Source organism: Gordonia sp. NPDC003424 (assembly GCF_053588655.1).
In genome coordinates this window covers 96,286-110,160 of record NZ_JBSFQJ010000005.1, presented here as the reverse complement: position 1 = coordinate 110,160, position 13,875 = coordinate 96,286, and the positions used below count along the sequence as shown (strand labels likewise).

At 65.6% G+C, this 13,875-nt stretch carries 11 protein-coding genes; 5 read left to right on the top strand and 6 right to left on the bottom strand.

Translation table 11 applies throughout. The features are described 5' to 3' along the window. The 3 genes from benC to benA form a co-directional block, all read right to left on the bottom strand. Positions 1-2,853 carry a benzoate 1,2-dioxygenase electron transfer component BenC gene (benC, locus tag ACWDTI_RS09590; protein ID WP_449737839.1) on the bottom strand — a complete coding sequence of 951 codons (2,853 nt, stop codon included), beginning with the start codon at positions 2,851-2,853 and terminating at the stop codon, positions 1-3. An 11-nt stretch (positions 2,854-2,864) separates the two neighbouring features. Beyond that, on the bottom strand, positions 2,865-3,392 hold the full coding sequence (gene benB / locus ACWDTI_RS09585; protein WP_449737838.1) for a benzoate 1,2-dioxygenase small subunit: 528 nt from the start codon (positions 3,390-3,392) through the stop codon (positions 2,865-2,867). A gap of 264 nt (positions 3,393-3,656) precedes the next feature. Next, positions 3,657-5,042: a benzoate 1,2-dioxygenase large subunit gene (gene benA / locus ACWDTI_RS09580; protein ID WP_449737837.1), complete on the bottom strand. Its 1,386-nt coding sequence runs from the start codon at positions 5,040-5,042 to the stop codon at positions 3,657-3,659. A gap of 227 nt (positions 5,043-5,269) precedes the next feature. Between benA and ACWDTI_RS09575 the strand changes: the two genes are divergently transcribed. From ACWDTI_RS09575 to catA, 4 genes are read left to right on the top strand one after another with little or no spacing between them, the layout of a single operon-like run. Next, a complete protein-coding gene (locus tag ACWDTI_RS09575; RefSeq protein ID WP_449737836.1) occupies positions 5,270-6,172 on the top strand; it encodes a LysR substrate-binding domain-containing protein in 903 nt (300 codons plus the stop codon). After that, entirely contained in the window at positions 6,169-7,272 is a 1,104-nt protein-coding gene (locus tag ACWDTI_RS09570) for a mandelate racemase/muconate lactonizing enzyme family protein (RefSeq protein WP_449737835.1), read from the top strand. Before ACWDTI_RS09575 ends, ACWDTI_RS09570 begins: the two co-directional genes overlap by 4 nt. A 26-nt stretch (positions 7,273-7,298) precedes the next feature. Next, positions 7,299-7,583 carry a muconolactone Delta-isomerase gene (gene catC, locus ACWDTI_RS09565; protein WP_449737834.1) on the top strand — a complete coding sequence of 95 codons (285 nt, stop codon included), beginning with the start codon at positions 7,299-7,301 and terminating at the stop codon, positions 7,581-7,583. Between the two features lie 57 nt (positions 7,584-7,640). Then, positions 7,641-8,519 (top strand): catechol 1,2-dioxygenase, encoded by an 879-nt coding sequence (gene catA / locus ACWDTI_RS09560; protein ID WP_449737833.1) that lies wholly within the window; start codon positions 7,641-7,643, stop codon positions 8,517-8,519. A 135-nt stretch (positions 8,520-8,654) separates the two neighbouring features. Here the strand turns inward: catA and ACWDTI_RS09555 are convergent, their stop codons facing one another. Beyond that, entirely contained in the window at positions 8,655-10,238 is a 1,584-nt protein-coding gene (locus tag ACWDTI_RS09555; protein ID WP_449737832.1) for an AAA family ATPase, read from the bottom strand. Between the two features lie 101 nt (positions 10,239-10,339). Here ACWDTI_RS09555 and ACWDTI_RS09550 point away from each other — a divergent pair, with 101 nt between their 5' ends. Next, positions 10,340-10,885 carry a molybdenum cofactor biosysynthesis protein gene (locus tag ACWDTI_RS09550; protein WP_449737831.1) on the top strand — a complete coding sequence of 182 codons (546 nt, stop codon included), beginning with the start codon at positions 10,340-10,342 and terminating at the stop codon, positions 10,883-10,885. 3 nt (positions 10,886-10,888) lie between these two features. Here the strand turns inward: ACWDTI_RS09550 and ACWDTI_RS09545 are convergent, their stop codons facing one another. Both ACWDTI_RS09545 and pruA read right to left on the bottom strand, forming a co-directional pair. Beyond that, on the bottom strand, positions 10,889-11,839 hold the full coding sequence (locus tag ACWDTI_RS09545; RefSeq protein ID WP_449737830.1) for a proline dehydrogenase family protein: 951 nt from the start codon (positions 11,837-11,839) through the stop codon (positions 10,889-10,891). Positions 11,840-12,189: 350 nt separating this feature from the next. After that, entirely contained in the window at positions 12,190-13,818 is a 1,629-nt protein-coding gene (gene pruA, locus ACWDTI_RS09540; protein ID WP_449737829.1) for an L-glutamate gamma-semialdehyde dehydrogenase, read from the bottom strand. Positions 13,819-13,875 lie beyond the last annotated feature (57 nt).

Sequence of the window (13,875 nt, the reverse complement as noted above, 5' to 3'; positions counted from 1 at the left end):
TCAGCCCAAATCTCCACCCGCGACCGGCAGGACGGTGCCGGTGATGTAGGAGGCCTCGTCGGAGGCGAGGAAGCAGATCGCGGCCGCCTGCTCGTCGAGGGTTCCGTAGCGATGCAGGAACGACGACGAGATCGTCTGATCGATGTGGGCCTGGAACCAGTCCTGCTCGGTGGCGTTCGTGGGTTCCGGTGTGCCCCGGGAGATCCGGCGTGGCGGTGCCTCGGTCCCGCCGGGTGCGGTGGCGACCACCCGGATGCCGGCGTCGGCGTACTCCATCGCCAGCGACGCGGTGATCGCGTTGATACCGCCCTTGGCCGCCGAGTAGGGAATCCGGTTGATGCCGCGGGTGGCGGCCGACGACACGTTCACGATGACGCCGTGTCCGTTGTCGACCATCGACGGCAACGCGGCGCGGCAGGCGAACAGCGTGGTCATCAGCGACCGGTCGATTTCGGCGCGGATCTGCTGATCGCTGAACTCGGTGAACGGCTTGAAATTGATTGCTCCGCCGACATTGTTGACCAGCACGTCGACGCGCCCATAGGCGGTGATCGCCGCCTGCACCACCGATGCCGCGCCGTCGAAGCTCTCGAGGTCGGCGACCGCCGCCGTCGCCCCGGGCCCCGACTTGTCGAGCTCGTCGGCCAGATCGGTGACGAGTTCGGAGCGGTCGGCGAGGACGAGCCTGCCACCCTCGGCGCTGATGCGGCGTGCGGTCTGTTCCCCGATGCCCTGCGCGGCCCCGGTAACCACCACCACCTTGCCGGCGAAGCGGCCCGGTGTCACGAAACGCGGACGGCGAGAAGCCATCTCGTCGGCCATCGCCCGTCGCATGGTCTGCTTGGAGCGGTCCGCGTGCGCCGAGATCAACGCCCTGGCCGCATCCCGGTCGCCGGTCTCGAATGCGGCCACGATGTCGACATGGTCCTGGGCGCACAACGGGTGGCACCAGGTCGCGTTCCGCAGCACCTCCGACATCCGGCCCTTCACTCCGAGAGCGCCGTAGGCCTCGAGAAGGTGGCTGTTGCCGGTCAACGTGAACAGGTAGTCGTGGAAGTTCGCGTTGGTCTCCGTGTATTGCGCGGCGTCGGTGAACCGATCGTCCTCGACATAGGGGAGCGTCGTCTCTGCGAGTAGGCGGTAGCCGGCGAGTTGCTGGCTGGTGAGCCGTCCGAAAGTCAGCTCCAGGGCACCGAGTTCCAGCGCGGCCCGGGCCTCGAACAGGGCGTCGGACTCGTATACCCCCGGGTGTTCCTCGCCGATCTGGTAGCCCTGCGAGCCCACGGTGGCGTCGTCGGGGACCGGCTGCACGGCAGGCGTTTCCACGGATGCTACGGCCGCGACAGGCTCCGGTGCATGCAGCGGTTCGAGGTCACGGGTGCCGAACATCTCCTGCCCGGCAATCGCGCGAGCCTCGGACGAGGGCAACAGGCCGCTGTCGGCATCGAGCGCTGGTCGGGCGCCGGTCGACGACCACATCTGCTGCCCGGCGATGCGGATCGCCGAGTCGTCGTCGGCGGTGGTGCCGCTCGGCGTTGGCCACGGTGTGATCTCGCTGGGCGGCAACGTGATCTGTCCGGCGATCGACCGCGCATCGGCCGCGGGAATGATCGCTTCACCGACAGCCACGTCCGCCGCGGCCGCTGCCGATGCGGGTGCGGAGGTCGCCGTCGGAGGGGCCGCTTCGGTAGCGGTGTCGGCGACCTCGGGTTCGGGCGCGGCGACCGACTCGGACTTGGCGGGCACGGCAAGGGCGAACTTCTCGTAATAGAACCCGGTCGGTTCGATCCCCGCGTCCGCGACGTGCTTGCGGACCGACTCCACCATCGGCGGCGGGCCACAGAGATAGATGGCGACATCGCCGTCGTAGAGATGACGGGGCTCGATGAGACTCATCACGTAGCCCTTGTTGGCGGCGGTGCTGTTCGGGTCGGAAACGCAGTGATTCCAACTGAATCCGGGAAGCTCCCGGGCGAAGTACTCGATCTCGTCCAGTGCCACGAGGTCGGTGTCGGTGGACACCCCGTAGATGAGGTGGACCTTGCGGCGGCTGTTGTCGTCGTGCAGCTTTCGCAGCATCGACAGGATCGGTGCCAGCCCGGTGCCGCCGGCCAACAGCATCACCGGTCGCGTCGCCTCGCGCAGGAAGAACGAGCCGTGCGGGCCGGTGAAGGTGATCGACTCGCCCTTGTGCGCCCGCTCGGTGAGGTAGGTCGACATCGCGCCGCCGGTGGTCAGTTTGACCAGGAAGACGAGCTGCTCCTCGTGTGGACCATTGGCGAACGAGTAGGACCGGGTCAACAATCCGCCGGGTCGACTTGGCCCGCTCGCTTCGCTCCCGGCGCCGGCACCGTCATCGGTTCCCGGCACCTCGATGTTGACGTACTGACCGGGCAGAAACGCCAGATCGCCGCGATTGGGGATCTTCACACCCAGGCGCATCGTCGATTCCGACAGCCGGTCCAGCGCCACGATGGTGCCGGTGAACGTCGCCGCCTGGGTCTTGGCGATGTCGGAGGTGGCCGAGATCTGCAGGACCAGATCCGATTTCGGCTTCATACAGCACGGTAGGGCGTAACCCGCGGCGGATTCGTCGTCGGAGAGCGCATCCTCGATGTAGGTGCCGCCGTCATAGTCGCCGGATTCGCAGAACGCCTTGCACGTGCCGCAAGCGCCGTCTCGGCAGTCGAGTGGGATGTTGATCCGTTGGCGGTAGGACGCGTCGGCGACCGTCTGGTCTTCGCGGCAGGTGATGAATCTGGTGACACCGTCTTCGAATGCCAGTGCGACCTGATGGGTCTGGGCGTCGGCGCCGGCGGGTGCCGACGCGCCCCGATCTGTGGTGACAGTCATCTGCCGCCTCCTCAGAAGTGATAGATGTCGACGACGTGGTGGATGTAGTCGTTCTTGAGCACCACGGTCTTTCGGCGGATCAGCGGTTGGTCGCCGGAGAAGTCGATCGTGTAGAACGAGGTGCCGTAGTACGGGTCGACGGTGTTGTAGCGGAAATACATGGTGTGCCAGTTGAATCGGACGTCCACGAGATCGCCGCGGCGTTCGATGACCTCGACGTTGGAGATGTTGTGGCTGGTGCGGGGCTCCGGAAGTGACGTGGCCGAGGATCGTTCGGTACGGATGCGGAACACCCGATCCTCCAGGCCGCCCTTGTTGCCGTAGTAGATCAGCGAGATCTCGCGTTGCGGGTCCTCGGTGAGCCGGTCGCGGTCGTCCCACGACGGCATCCAGTAGATGACGTCGTCGGCGTAGCACTCGAGCCACTTCTCGAACTCGCGGTCGTCGAGGTAGCGGGCCTCGCGGTAGAGGAACTGCTCGATCGTGTTCTGGGTGATGAGTTTTGAGCCGGTGGTGGGGGTTGATTCGGTGGTGGTCATGGGGTGAATCCTTGTCTCGAGGTGGAAGGGGGTCTCGATACGCCCTCGGCTGGCGCCTCGGGCTACTCGACCAGCGGAAGTCGGCTAGCGCCTCGGGCTACTCGACCGGCGAGGGGCCCTCGGCTGGCGCCTTTCCCCGTGGATCGAGTAAACGAGGAGCTTGCGACGAGTGCATCGAGATCGACCGGCGAGGGGAACTCGCCTGGGGCCTTTCCCCGTGGATCGAGTAAGCGAGGAGCTTGCGACGAGTGCATCGAGATCGACCTACGACGTGGCTTGTTCGGCCAGTGTCTCCTCGGCCTCGGCGGCCTTGCGCATGACCTCCAGCCAATAGCCGTGCTGGATGGGGTAGAGACCCTCGTCCTCGTTCTTCACGCCGGCCGAGATGACACCGGGCATGTCAAGGCTTTTCGCGACGGGGTCGGGTCCGGTGAGCCAGTGCTCGGCGCCGCGGCTCATGTCGTTCCACGGGGCGGCCTCGGCGCGGAAGGTCAGTTGGCAGGACCGGAACTCCTCGAGATCGTCCGGCGTGGCCATCCCCGACGCGTTGAAGAAGTCCTCGTACTGCCGGATGCGATGTGCGCGCGCGGCATCGCTTTCCCCCTTGGGTGCGATGCAGTAGATGGTGACCTCGGTCTTGTCCGGGGCGATCGGACGGAAGTGACGGATCTGGGTCGAGAACTGGTCCATCAGATAGACATTCGGGTAGAGGCACAGGTTGCGTGAGCCCTTCACCATGAATTCGCCCTTGGCGTCGCCGAACTTCTCCTTGAGCTCATCCATCTTGTCCCACAGCGGGCGATCCTGCGGATTGGCGGCCCAGGTCCACAGGCACAGATGACCGTTGGGGTATGACCAGTAGCCGCCGCCGGACTTGCCCCAGCCGCCGGCGTCGAGTGCCTTCGTGTCGTTCCTGGACTCACCGGTGCTGCGCCGCGAGGTGGTGGCCGCGTAGTTCCAGTGGGTGGCGGTGACGTGGTAGCCGTCGGCGCCGTTCTCCGCCTGCACTTTCCAGTTACCGTCGTAGGTGTAGGTCGATGCACCGCGCAGCACCTCGAGCCCGTCGGGGGACTGGTCGACGAGCATGTCGATCACCTTGGTCGTGTCGCCGAGGTGATCCTCGAGTGACTGCACATCCGGGTTGAGGCTGCCGAAGAGGAATCCCCGATAGTTGCCGAACTGCGCGACCTTGGTCAGGTTGTGAGAACCGTTGACGTTGAACGTGTCCGGATAGCCGGCGTCGTCGGGATCCTTCACCTTCAGCAGGGTGCCGTCGTTGCGGAACGTCCAACCGTGGAACGGGCAGGTGAGCGTCATGCGGTTGTCGGTCTTGCGGCGGCAGATCATCGCTCCGCGGTGCGCGCACGCGTTGATGAGGCAGTGCAGTTCGCCGTCCTTGTCGCGGGTGATGACGACGGGCTGGCGGCCGATGTAGGTGGTGAAGTAGTCGCCCGGGTTGGCGATCTGGCTTTCGTGCGCGAGGTAGATCCAGTTGCCCTCGAAGATGTAGCGCATCTCGAGTTCGAAGATCTCCTCGTCGGTGAAGATCCGTCGGTTGGCCCGATAGACCCCGGCTTCTCGATCGTCGATGACGGCATCCGCCAAGACCGTGTTGACGTGGTGCAGGTTGTCGCTGATCGACGCGGTCATTCTCTACCTCCTGGATGTGGGCTGTACTTGAACTCTGTCACTGCGTGGTGGCGATCACACCCGGGCAATTGCTAGTCCTGACCAAGCATCAAATTGATCGATCAAATCAATCAATCATGGGAATCCATGTCCTTGTCTCGTATGTATCGAGCGCTTACGGTGGTTTCAGGCGTGGTGCCGGTCACAGGGGTGCACCATGAGTGAGACAGACAGGAAAGCGTGCTGACATGGAGTTACGGCATCTGCGGTACTTTGCAGCCGTTGCCGACACTTGTCATTTCGGGCAGGCGGCGGCCCTGCTGCACGTGGCGCAGCCAGCCCTGTCCTACGCGATCCGCCAGCTCGAATCCGAACTCGACGTCACGCTGTTCACCCGCACCACGCGCCAGGTCACGCTCACGCCGGCCGGCGAGTACCTGAAGATCGAGGCCGAACGAATTCTGGGCGATGTCGACACGGCCGTCACGGGTGTCCGACGTATTGCGGCCGGCCGAAGTGGCTTCATCCGACTCGGGCTCACCGGGATCGCTGCCTTCTCGCATCTTCCGCGCATCGCCCGGGTGGTGAAGCGGGAACTGCCGGACGTGGACCTGCAAGTGCAGTCCGACATGCTCACGCCCCAGCAATGCGACGGCCTGCGCAACATGACCCTCGACCTCGGCGTGCTTCGTCCGCCGCTGATCGGTGAGGGCATCGAGATGCGCACCATCGAGGTCGAGCAGCTGGTCCTCGCGGTGGCCGTCGACCATCGTCTGGCCGTCGAGCCGGTGGTCTCGGTCGACGACCTCCGCAACGAATCGTTCGTCATGTACAACACGCGGGACTCGGCGGTCAACGACGCCGCGATCCGGAGCTGCCGCGCAGCCGGATTCGTGCCGGACCGCGCACACGACGCCTCCGGTACCGCAGTCCTGCTCGCCCTGGTCGCCGCCGGTCTCGGCGTCGCGGTGCTACCCGCGTCGGTGCGATCACTACCTCTCGACGGCCTCGTCATCCGCGACCTCGTGGACGCCGAGACCATCGAAATCGCCCTGGCCTGGAGGTCGGGCGACGACAACCCCGTCGTCGACGCGGTCGCCGACGTCGTCGCCACCACCTTCGCACTCACAAACGTGGGAGAACATCTGTGAAGATCACTGCGATCGAAGCGATTCCATTCGCCATTCCGTACACCAAGCCGCTGAAATTCGCGTCCGGCGAAGTCCATGCGGCAGAACATGTCCTGGTGCGCGTGCACACCGACGACGGCATCGTCGGAGTCGCCGAGGCGCCGCCGCGCCCGTTCACCTACGGCGAGACCCAGGACGGCATCATCGCGGTCGTCACGAAGGTGTTCGCCCCGCAGGTGATCGGGCTGACCTTGCTCGAGCGTGAGGTGGTGACCGGACGGCTGGCGCGCACCGTCGGCAATCCGACCGCGAAAGCCGCGGTGGACATGGCGATCTGGGATGCACTCGGAAAGACGCTCGGCTTGCCGGTGAGCGACCTGCTGGGCGGTTTCACCGACCGGATGCGGGTCAGCCACATGCTCGGATTCGACGAGCCGGCCACGATGGTCGCCGAGGCCGAGAAGATGGTCGACACCTACGGAATCCGGACCTTCAAGGTGAAGGTGGGCCGTCGTCCGGTGAACCTGGACACCGCGGTGGTGCGGGCGTTGCGCGAGCGCTTCGGCGACGAGATCGAACTCTACGTCGACGGCAACCGCGGATGGACCGCCGCCGAATCGTTGCGCGCCATGAAGGAAATGGCCGACCTGGATCTCCTGTTCGCCGAAGAGCTCTGTCCCGCGGACGATGTGCTGGGTCGGCGGTGGCTCGTCGAGCAACTCGACGTGCCGTTCATCGCCGACGAGTCGGTGCCGACGCCGGCGGATGTGACCCGGGAGATCCTGGGCGGATCGGCCACCGCGCTGAGTATCAAGACCGCCCGCACCGGCTTCACCGGATCGCGGCGCGTCCACCACCTAGCCGAGGGTCTGGGCCTGGAGTTGGTGATGGGCAACCAGATCGACGGTCAGGTCGGCACCGCCTGCACCCTCGCCTTCGGGACCGCGTTCGAGTCGACATCGCGCAACGCCGGTGAACTCTCGAACTTCCTCGACATGAGCGACGACCTGCTGGCACACCCCTTGCAGATCCACGATGGACACCTCCATCGCTCGTCGAGTGCGGGGATCGGCATCGAGATCGACCCAGAGAAATTGTCCCGCTACCGAATTGATCTGTGACAGCCGGATAGGAGTACGACACGACCATGCTCTTCCACGTACGGATGGACGTCAACATCCCCGACGATCTCGACCCGGACACCCGCGCCGAGACCGTGGCCCGGGAGAAGGCGTACTCACAGGAGCTCCAACGGTCCGGCAAGTGGCCACACATCTGGCGGATCGTCGGCGAGTACTCCAACTACTCCATCTTCGATGTCGACGACAACGACGAGTTGCACGGAATCCTCTCCGGGCTACCGCTTTTCCCGTACATGACCATCAAGGTGACCGCCCTGGCCACCCACCCATCGGATATCGCTGCGGGCTGACCGGCCCTCACCCACAGCGTCAGCCCCTCCGGCCAATCACAAGAAGGAGTTCCCACCATGACCAACACCACGAGCTTCGATGCCGAAGTCACCGCGAAGGCCGCCGAATCCGGTGCCAACGCCTCGGCCCAGTTCGCCGAGCGCATGGCTGCGGCCGGCGGTCGCTCCGGCGTCATCGACACCGCCCGCGTGAATTACCTTGCCTCCAAGGTGATCAAGAGCCTCAACGACATCGTCCTCGAGGACAAGGTCAGCTACGAGGAGTACAACGCACTCAAGGCGTGGCTCATCAAGGTCGGCACCGACGGCGAATGGCCGCTGTTCCTCGACGTCTGGCTCGAGCACTCGGTGGAAGAGGTCGCCAACGCCGATCGCGAAGGCAGCAAGGGCACCATCGAGGGTCCGTACTACATCCCCGATTCGCCCGAATTGTCGTGGAACGGCACGATTCCGATGCGCGACGACGAGCCGGGCGACCCGCTGGTGTTCTCCGGTCAGGTTCGCGCGGTCGACGGCACACCGCTTCCCGGTGCCAAGCTCGAACTGTGGCACGCCGACGATCTCGGCTTCTACTCGCAGTTCGCCCCCGGCCTGCCGGAATGGAACCTGCGTGGAACCTGGATTGCCAACGAGGACGGCAACTTCGAGATCCACACCCTGCGGCCTGCGCCTTACATGATCCCGACCGACGGTGCCTGCGGGCAGCTCATCGCGGCGGCCGGCTGGCACGCCTGGCGTCCGGCTCACCTGCACTTCAAGATCAGCGCGCCCGGCCACCAGCTGATCACCTCGCAGCTCTACTTCCCGGGTGATCCGCACAACGGCGACGACATCGCCTCGGCCGTGAAGCCGGAACTGATGCTCGACGTCAAGGACAACCCGAACGGCGAGGGCTTCGTCACCGAATACGACTTCGTGCTCGATCCGGAAGCCTGAGCGCGACCTGAAACAACCGAGGACCCGTCCCAAAGTGGCGGGTCCTCGGTTGTCGTTTGCGTTCTTCCTCCCGAATTGTGTTCCTCCCCTGCATGCTTTGAGGGGAGGAACAGAAATCGGGGGGAGGAAGTGGTCCTACCGTCGCTCGGACGGGGCCACGTAGTGCAGCCCACGGAAACGCGCGCTCGCGGCGAACACCGCGGGGTCGGGTTCGGTGCCGCGGTGCTTGGCCATCCGGAGCGCCAGGCGCAGAAGCATTTTGATGTCGCGCGGGGTGATGTCGGGGAATCCGCCGACCAGGTCGTCGAGCAGGTCCTCGTCGAGCGTGACGTCGTTGCCGGCGGCGAGGATCTGCCAGACCTGACGCGCATCCTCGGGCCCCGGCGGCTGATATTCGATGACGGCGGCGCAGCGGGCCAGGATCGCCTCGTCCACGCCGTCGATCCGGTTGGTGGTCAGGAACAGCAGGCCGTCGAAATATTCGAGGGTGCGCAGGAATTCGGCGACGATCGCGTTCTGCCCGAGGTCCAGGCCGCGTTCCATGACGAAGACGTCGGCCTCGTCGAGGAGCAGTACCGCGTCCCACCGCTTTGCCCGATCGAAGATGACCTCGAGGTTCTTGCGGACCAATTCCGCTGTGATGCCCAGGGATCCGGAGTGGATGGAGTACAGGGGACGCCCGGTCACCTCGGCATAGACCTCGGCGGTCAGGGTCTTGCCGACGCCGGGCCGTCCCTTGGCGAGGATGACGTTTCCCGCGGACTTGCCGTCGATGATGTCCCCGGTGAACACCGAGATGTCGGTGGTGAGGATGTTGAGAAGTTCCCGCTGATCGTCAGGGAGGACCAGCTTGTCCTGCAGGTGGGGGTCGTAGACGTACTCGGTGAGGTCGCCGGTGTTCACGTCGAGGAAGTCTTGTGCGCCAAGGTCGAAGACGCGCACCGCGGTGATCACCGGCACCGGGCCGTAGGAGTCGCCGTCGAACAGTATCGACGGTCCGACCATCCGCAGGGCGGCGATCTCGCTGGGGGCCACATCGTGGACGACCTTGCGGTTCTCGCGTTTGTTGGGCGACCGATAGTCGTCGGTGCGGATGACGCGTCCCGTGAAGCGATACTGCGTGCCGAATCCGTCGTCGATGATCTGCTGATACGCGTCTCGACGTTCCTGGTATTCGGCCTTCAGGTCGGGGGTCTCCTTGTATGCCCCACCGGCGACGAGGACATCGGCGGGATTCTTGCCGACGATCTCGGTCTCCTCGAAGAACAGCACCCGCGGCTTGCGAGAGGGGCGCTTCACCGTGGCATTGTCGGCCTCCATGGTGAACTTGATGCGCGGCCCGTGTGTGCGATCGGCGTGCTCCATCACGATGTCCATCACGAGGTACGGATGCAGATAGCCGTCGGACTCGCGGACGTAGAGCCACCCGTCGATGAGGTCTTGGCGCAGGAAGCTGCGCATGATCTCGGTCGCCGCGTCGACATGCGGGATGGTCGGGAACTCCCCGGCGCGCGCCGCCTGGATCGCGGTGACCGCGCGCCCGAACGAGTCGTCGGCGATCGATTCGGCGGTGGCGATCAGATCGGCGAGCGCCGCGTCGGTGAGGTCGCGATCGACGATCGCCATCTCCGGTGAGCGCCACGATTGCGCTTGTTTGCGTGCTGCGGCAAGATCTTCCGACGACGTGGCGGCGACCAGAGTGGTGGGTGCGACGAGCATGGTTTCAGGCTATCCACCCCATTTGACCTGCGCCAGTATCCAATTTGCGCCCACTGAGACATGCTCTTTATCAATGCCGGGCGATGTCTAGGGTGGCAGGTGTGGATTATCGGTTCGAGATCGTTTCGCTGGTGGTGTCACCGGCGCATGCGTACTTCGGGCGGCCGAAGGACGGTCCGGCGGACGACGTCGTGACGTCGACGCCGGACTCGGTGGACGTGGTGGCCGACAAAGGGATTCGGGGCGACCGGTTCTTCGGGGTGCGTGCGCATACCGAGGCCGCGGTGACGTTTCTGGCGCTCGAGGCGTGGCAGGCGGCGGCGGGCGATGCCGACCCGGTGGTCGCGCGACGGAACGTGGTGGTGCGGGGGCTCGAACTCGATCCGCTCCGCGGGCACGAGTTCGCCATCGACACGGGCGACGGCGCGATCGTGTTCCGTGGCGGGCGGCCGGCCCACCCGTGCGCGTGGATGGACACGATGGCCGGCGATGGTGTCCGTAAGGCGCTCATCGGCCGGGGTGGTTTGCGTGCGCAGCCGCTGACCTCCGGGGTGCTGCGCGTCGGACCAGCGGTGCTGCGAGCCGACGTCGAGCTCGATCCGGCGCGGGCGGCGGATCACGTGCGCCGGGCGCAGCCGCTGGGCTGATCCTCAGCCCACCAACGACCGCAGGAAGAACGTCAGGTTGGCGGGCTTCTCGGCCAGGCGACGAACGAAGTAGCCGTACCATTCGGTGCCGAAAGGGATGTAGACGCGCACGCGCCGACCGTCGCCGGCCAGACGGCGCTGCTCGTCGGACCGGATGCCGTAGAGCATCTGGTGTTCCCAGGAGTCGGGGAGTCGACCGCATTCGGTCGCGAGCTCTCCGGCAGCGCCGATCATGACCGGATCGTGACTGGCCACCATCGGGTATCCGTTGCCCTTCATGAGGATTCGCAGGCAGCGGAGATAAGCCTCGTCGATCTGTGCGCGGTCACCGAACGCCACCGTCGGGGGTTCGGCGTAAGCGCCCTTGCACAGGCGGATGCGCGCACCGTTCTCGGCGGCCTCGCGGCAGTCGTCCTCGGTGCGGCGCAGATACGCCTGCAGGACGGTGCCGACGTCGTCGAACTCGGTGCGCAGCGATCGCACGATGTCGAGTCGCTCGTCGACGGTGGTGTGGTCCTCGGCATCGACGGTGACCAGGACTCTGGCATCGCGGGCCGCGCTGCAGATGGTGTGGGCGTTCTCCTCGGCGATCTTGCGGCCGTGCCTCGGAAGGGTCTGGCCCAACGCGGTGAGCTTCAGTGAGACCTCGAGGGCGCCCGGCAGTTCCGAGCGTAGCTGTGACATCGAGGACATCAGCGCGAGATAGGCGTCGACGGTTGCCGTGGCCTGCGCCTCATCGGTGGTGTCCTCACCCAGGTAGTCGATGGTCACCGACAGCCCATCGCGCAGTGAGGCTTCGATGGCGGCGAGGACGTCGGCCTCGGTTTCGCCGGGCACGAAGCGTTCGACGACTCGCCGGGTCACCGAAAGACGCTGCGATGACGCCTTGATGCGGTCGTTGGCGGCGGCCGACATGATCGCCGGACGGAGCGCGGTGTCGAAGAACTTGCTCATCTGGGGTTCACTTTCGGTGGGAGGGGGAGGTGGTCTCGATACGCCGGCTCGCTGCGCTCGCTGGCTACTCGACCGGCGGGTGGGGCGGGAGGTGGTCTCGATACGCCGGCTCGCTGCGCTCGCTGGCTACTCGACCGGCGGTTGGGCGGGAGTGGTCTCGATACGCCGGCTCGCTGCGCTCGCTGGCTACTCGACCGGCGGGTGGGGCGGGAGTGGTCTCGATACGCCGACTCGCTGGCTACTCGTCCGGCGGTGGGGGCTCCACCTCCGCTGATCGAGTAAGCGAGGAGCGCTAGCGACGAGCGCATCGAGATCACCAAGCGTGCCGTGGAGGTTACGATGCGATCTGGTCATCTCATGTGCGGGTATCCGGATTCGGTTGGCGGGACGAAGGTTTCCTTGATCGTGCGGGTCGAGGTCCACCGCATCAGGTTGGCCTTCGACCCGGCCTTGTCGTTGGTCCCCGACGCGCGGGCGCCGCCGAACGGCTGTTGCCCGACGACCGCGCCGGTCGGCTTGTCGTTGATGTAGAAGTTGCCGGCCGCCTGGCGCAAGGCGCTGCCCGCTTTGTCCACCGCGGCGATGTCGGTGGCGATGATGGATCCGGTGAGGGCGTACTTCGCGGTGGAATCCACCTGGGTCAGAACCTGTTCGAAGTCGTGGTCGTCGTAGACGTGAACCGTGAGGAGTGGCCCGAAGTACTCGGTGGCGAACGCCTCGTCGGTGGGGTCGTCGGACAGCAGGACGGTAGGCCGGACGAAGTAGCCGACGCTGTCGTCGCAGTCGCCGCCGGCCGCAACCGTCATGTGAGGTGCCGTCTTGGCGCGGTCGATCGCCGCGACCTGCTTGTCGAAGGCCCGCCGATCGATCATCGCGCCACCGAAGTTCGACAGGTCGCGCACATCACCGTAGGTGAGTTCGTTTGCCTCGGTGAGGAAGTCGTCGCCCATCCGATCCCACACCGATCGCGCGATGTAGGCGCGCGAAGCCGCCGAACACTTCTGGCCCTGGTATTCGAAGGCGCCGCGGATCAGCGCGGTGCGCAGCACATCCGGGTCTGCGGACGCGTGGGCGACCACGAAATCCTTGCCGCCGGTTTCGCCGACCAGTCGGGGATAGTTGCGGTAGAGGTCGATGTTCGTGCCGACCTCCCGCCACAGATGCTGAAAGGTCTTGGTGGAACCGGTGAAATGGATGCCGGCGAGATGCTCGTCGGACAGCGCCACATCAGAGACGGCGAGCCCGTCGCCGTGGACCAGGTTGATGACCCCGTCGGGAAGTCCCGCCGCCTTCAGCAACTCCATCGTCAGGTGCGCCGAATAGGCCTGTGTCGGTGACGGTTTCCACACGACGGTGTTGCCCATCAATACAGGTGCGGTCGGCAGGTTGGCGGCGATCGCGGTGAAGTTGAACGGCGTGATCGCGTAGACGAAGCCGTCGAGTGGCCGGTGATCGAGTCGGTTCCACACGCCGGGCGACGAGACCGGTTGCTCGGCAAGGATCTCGCGCGCGAATGCCACGTTGAACCGCCAGAAGTCGACGAGTTCGCACGGCGCGTCGATCTCGGCCTGCTGGGCGGTCTTGGATTGGCCGAGCATGGTGGCCGCGGCGATACGTTCCCGCCACGGTCCGCTGAGGAGGTCCGCCGCGCGAAGGATGACTGCGGCGCGATCATCGAAGGAGGTGGCCGCCCAGTCGTGTCGGGCGCTCATTGCCGCATCGACGGCGGCGCGTGCGTCGTCGTGCGTCGCGTTCGTCATCGAACCCAGCACCTCGCGATGCGCGTGCGGCTGGACGACATCGATGCGGTTGCCGTCACCGAGGTGCGGTGCACCGCCGATCACGTGCGGGAATTCCCGCGGTTCGGCAGCGGACTGGGCGGAGAGTTCGGCAGCGAGTCGTTCGCGTTCGAGTGTTCCCGGGGCGTAGGTGTGGATCGATTCGTTGATCGGGCGCGGCGGTGTGGTGACGGCATCCATGACCAGTAGTGCATCACGCCGCCCCACCGCACACCATGTTCTTCTGGTCAAACTGGA

Excerpts from the sequence above, each read along its gene's own strand:
- benC (WP_449737839.1), bottom strand. The coding sequence starts at position 2,853 with ATGACTGTCACCACAGATCGGGGCGCGTCGGCACCCGCCGGCGCCGAC.
- catC (WP_449737834.1), top strand. The coding sequence starts at position 7,299 with ATGCTCTTCCACGTACGGATGGACGTCAACATCCCCGACGATCTCGAC.
- ACWDTI_RS09555 (WP_449737832.1), bottom strand. The coding sequence starts at position 10,238 with ATGCTCGTCGCACCCACCACTCTGGTCGCCGCCACGTCGTCGGAAGAT.
- ACWDTI_RS09575 (WP_449737836.1), top strand. The coding sequence starts at position 5,270 with ATGGAGTTACGGCATCTGCGGTACTTTGCAGCCGTTGCCGACACTTGT.
- ACWDTI_RS09545 (WP_449737830.1), bottom strand. The coding sequence starts at position 11,839 with ATGAGCAAGTTCTTCGACACCGCGCTCCGTCCGGCGATCATGTCGGCC.
- catA (WP_449737833.1), top strand. The coding sequence starts at position 7,641 with ATGACCAACACCACGAGCTTCGATGCCGAAGTCACCGCGAAGGCCGCC.
- benA (WP_449737837.1), bottom strand. The coding sequence starts at position 5,042 with ATGACCGCGTCGATCAGCGACAACCTGCACCACGTCAACACGGTCTTG.
- benB (WP_449737838.1), bottom strand. The coding sequence starts at position 3,392 with ATGACCACCACCGAATCAACCCCCACCACCGGCTCAAAACTCATCACC.
- pruA (WP_449737829.1), bottom strand. The coding sequence starts at position 13,818 with ATGGATGCCGTCACCACACCGCCGCGCCCGATCAACGAATCGATCCAC.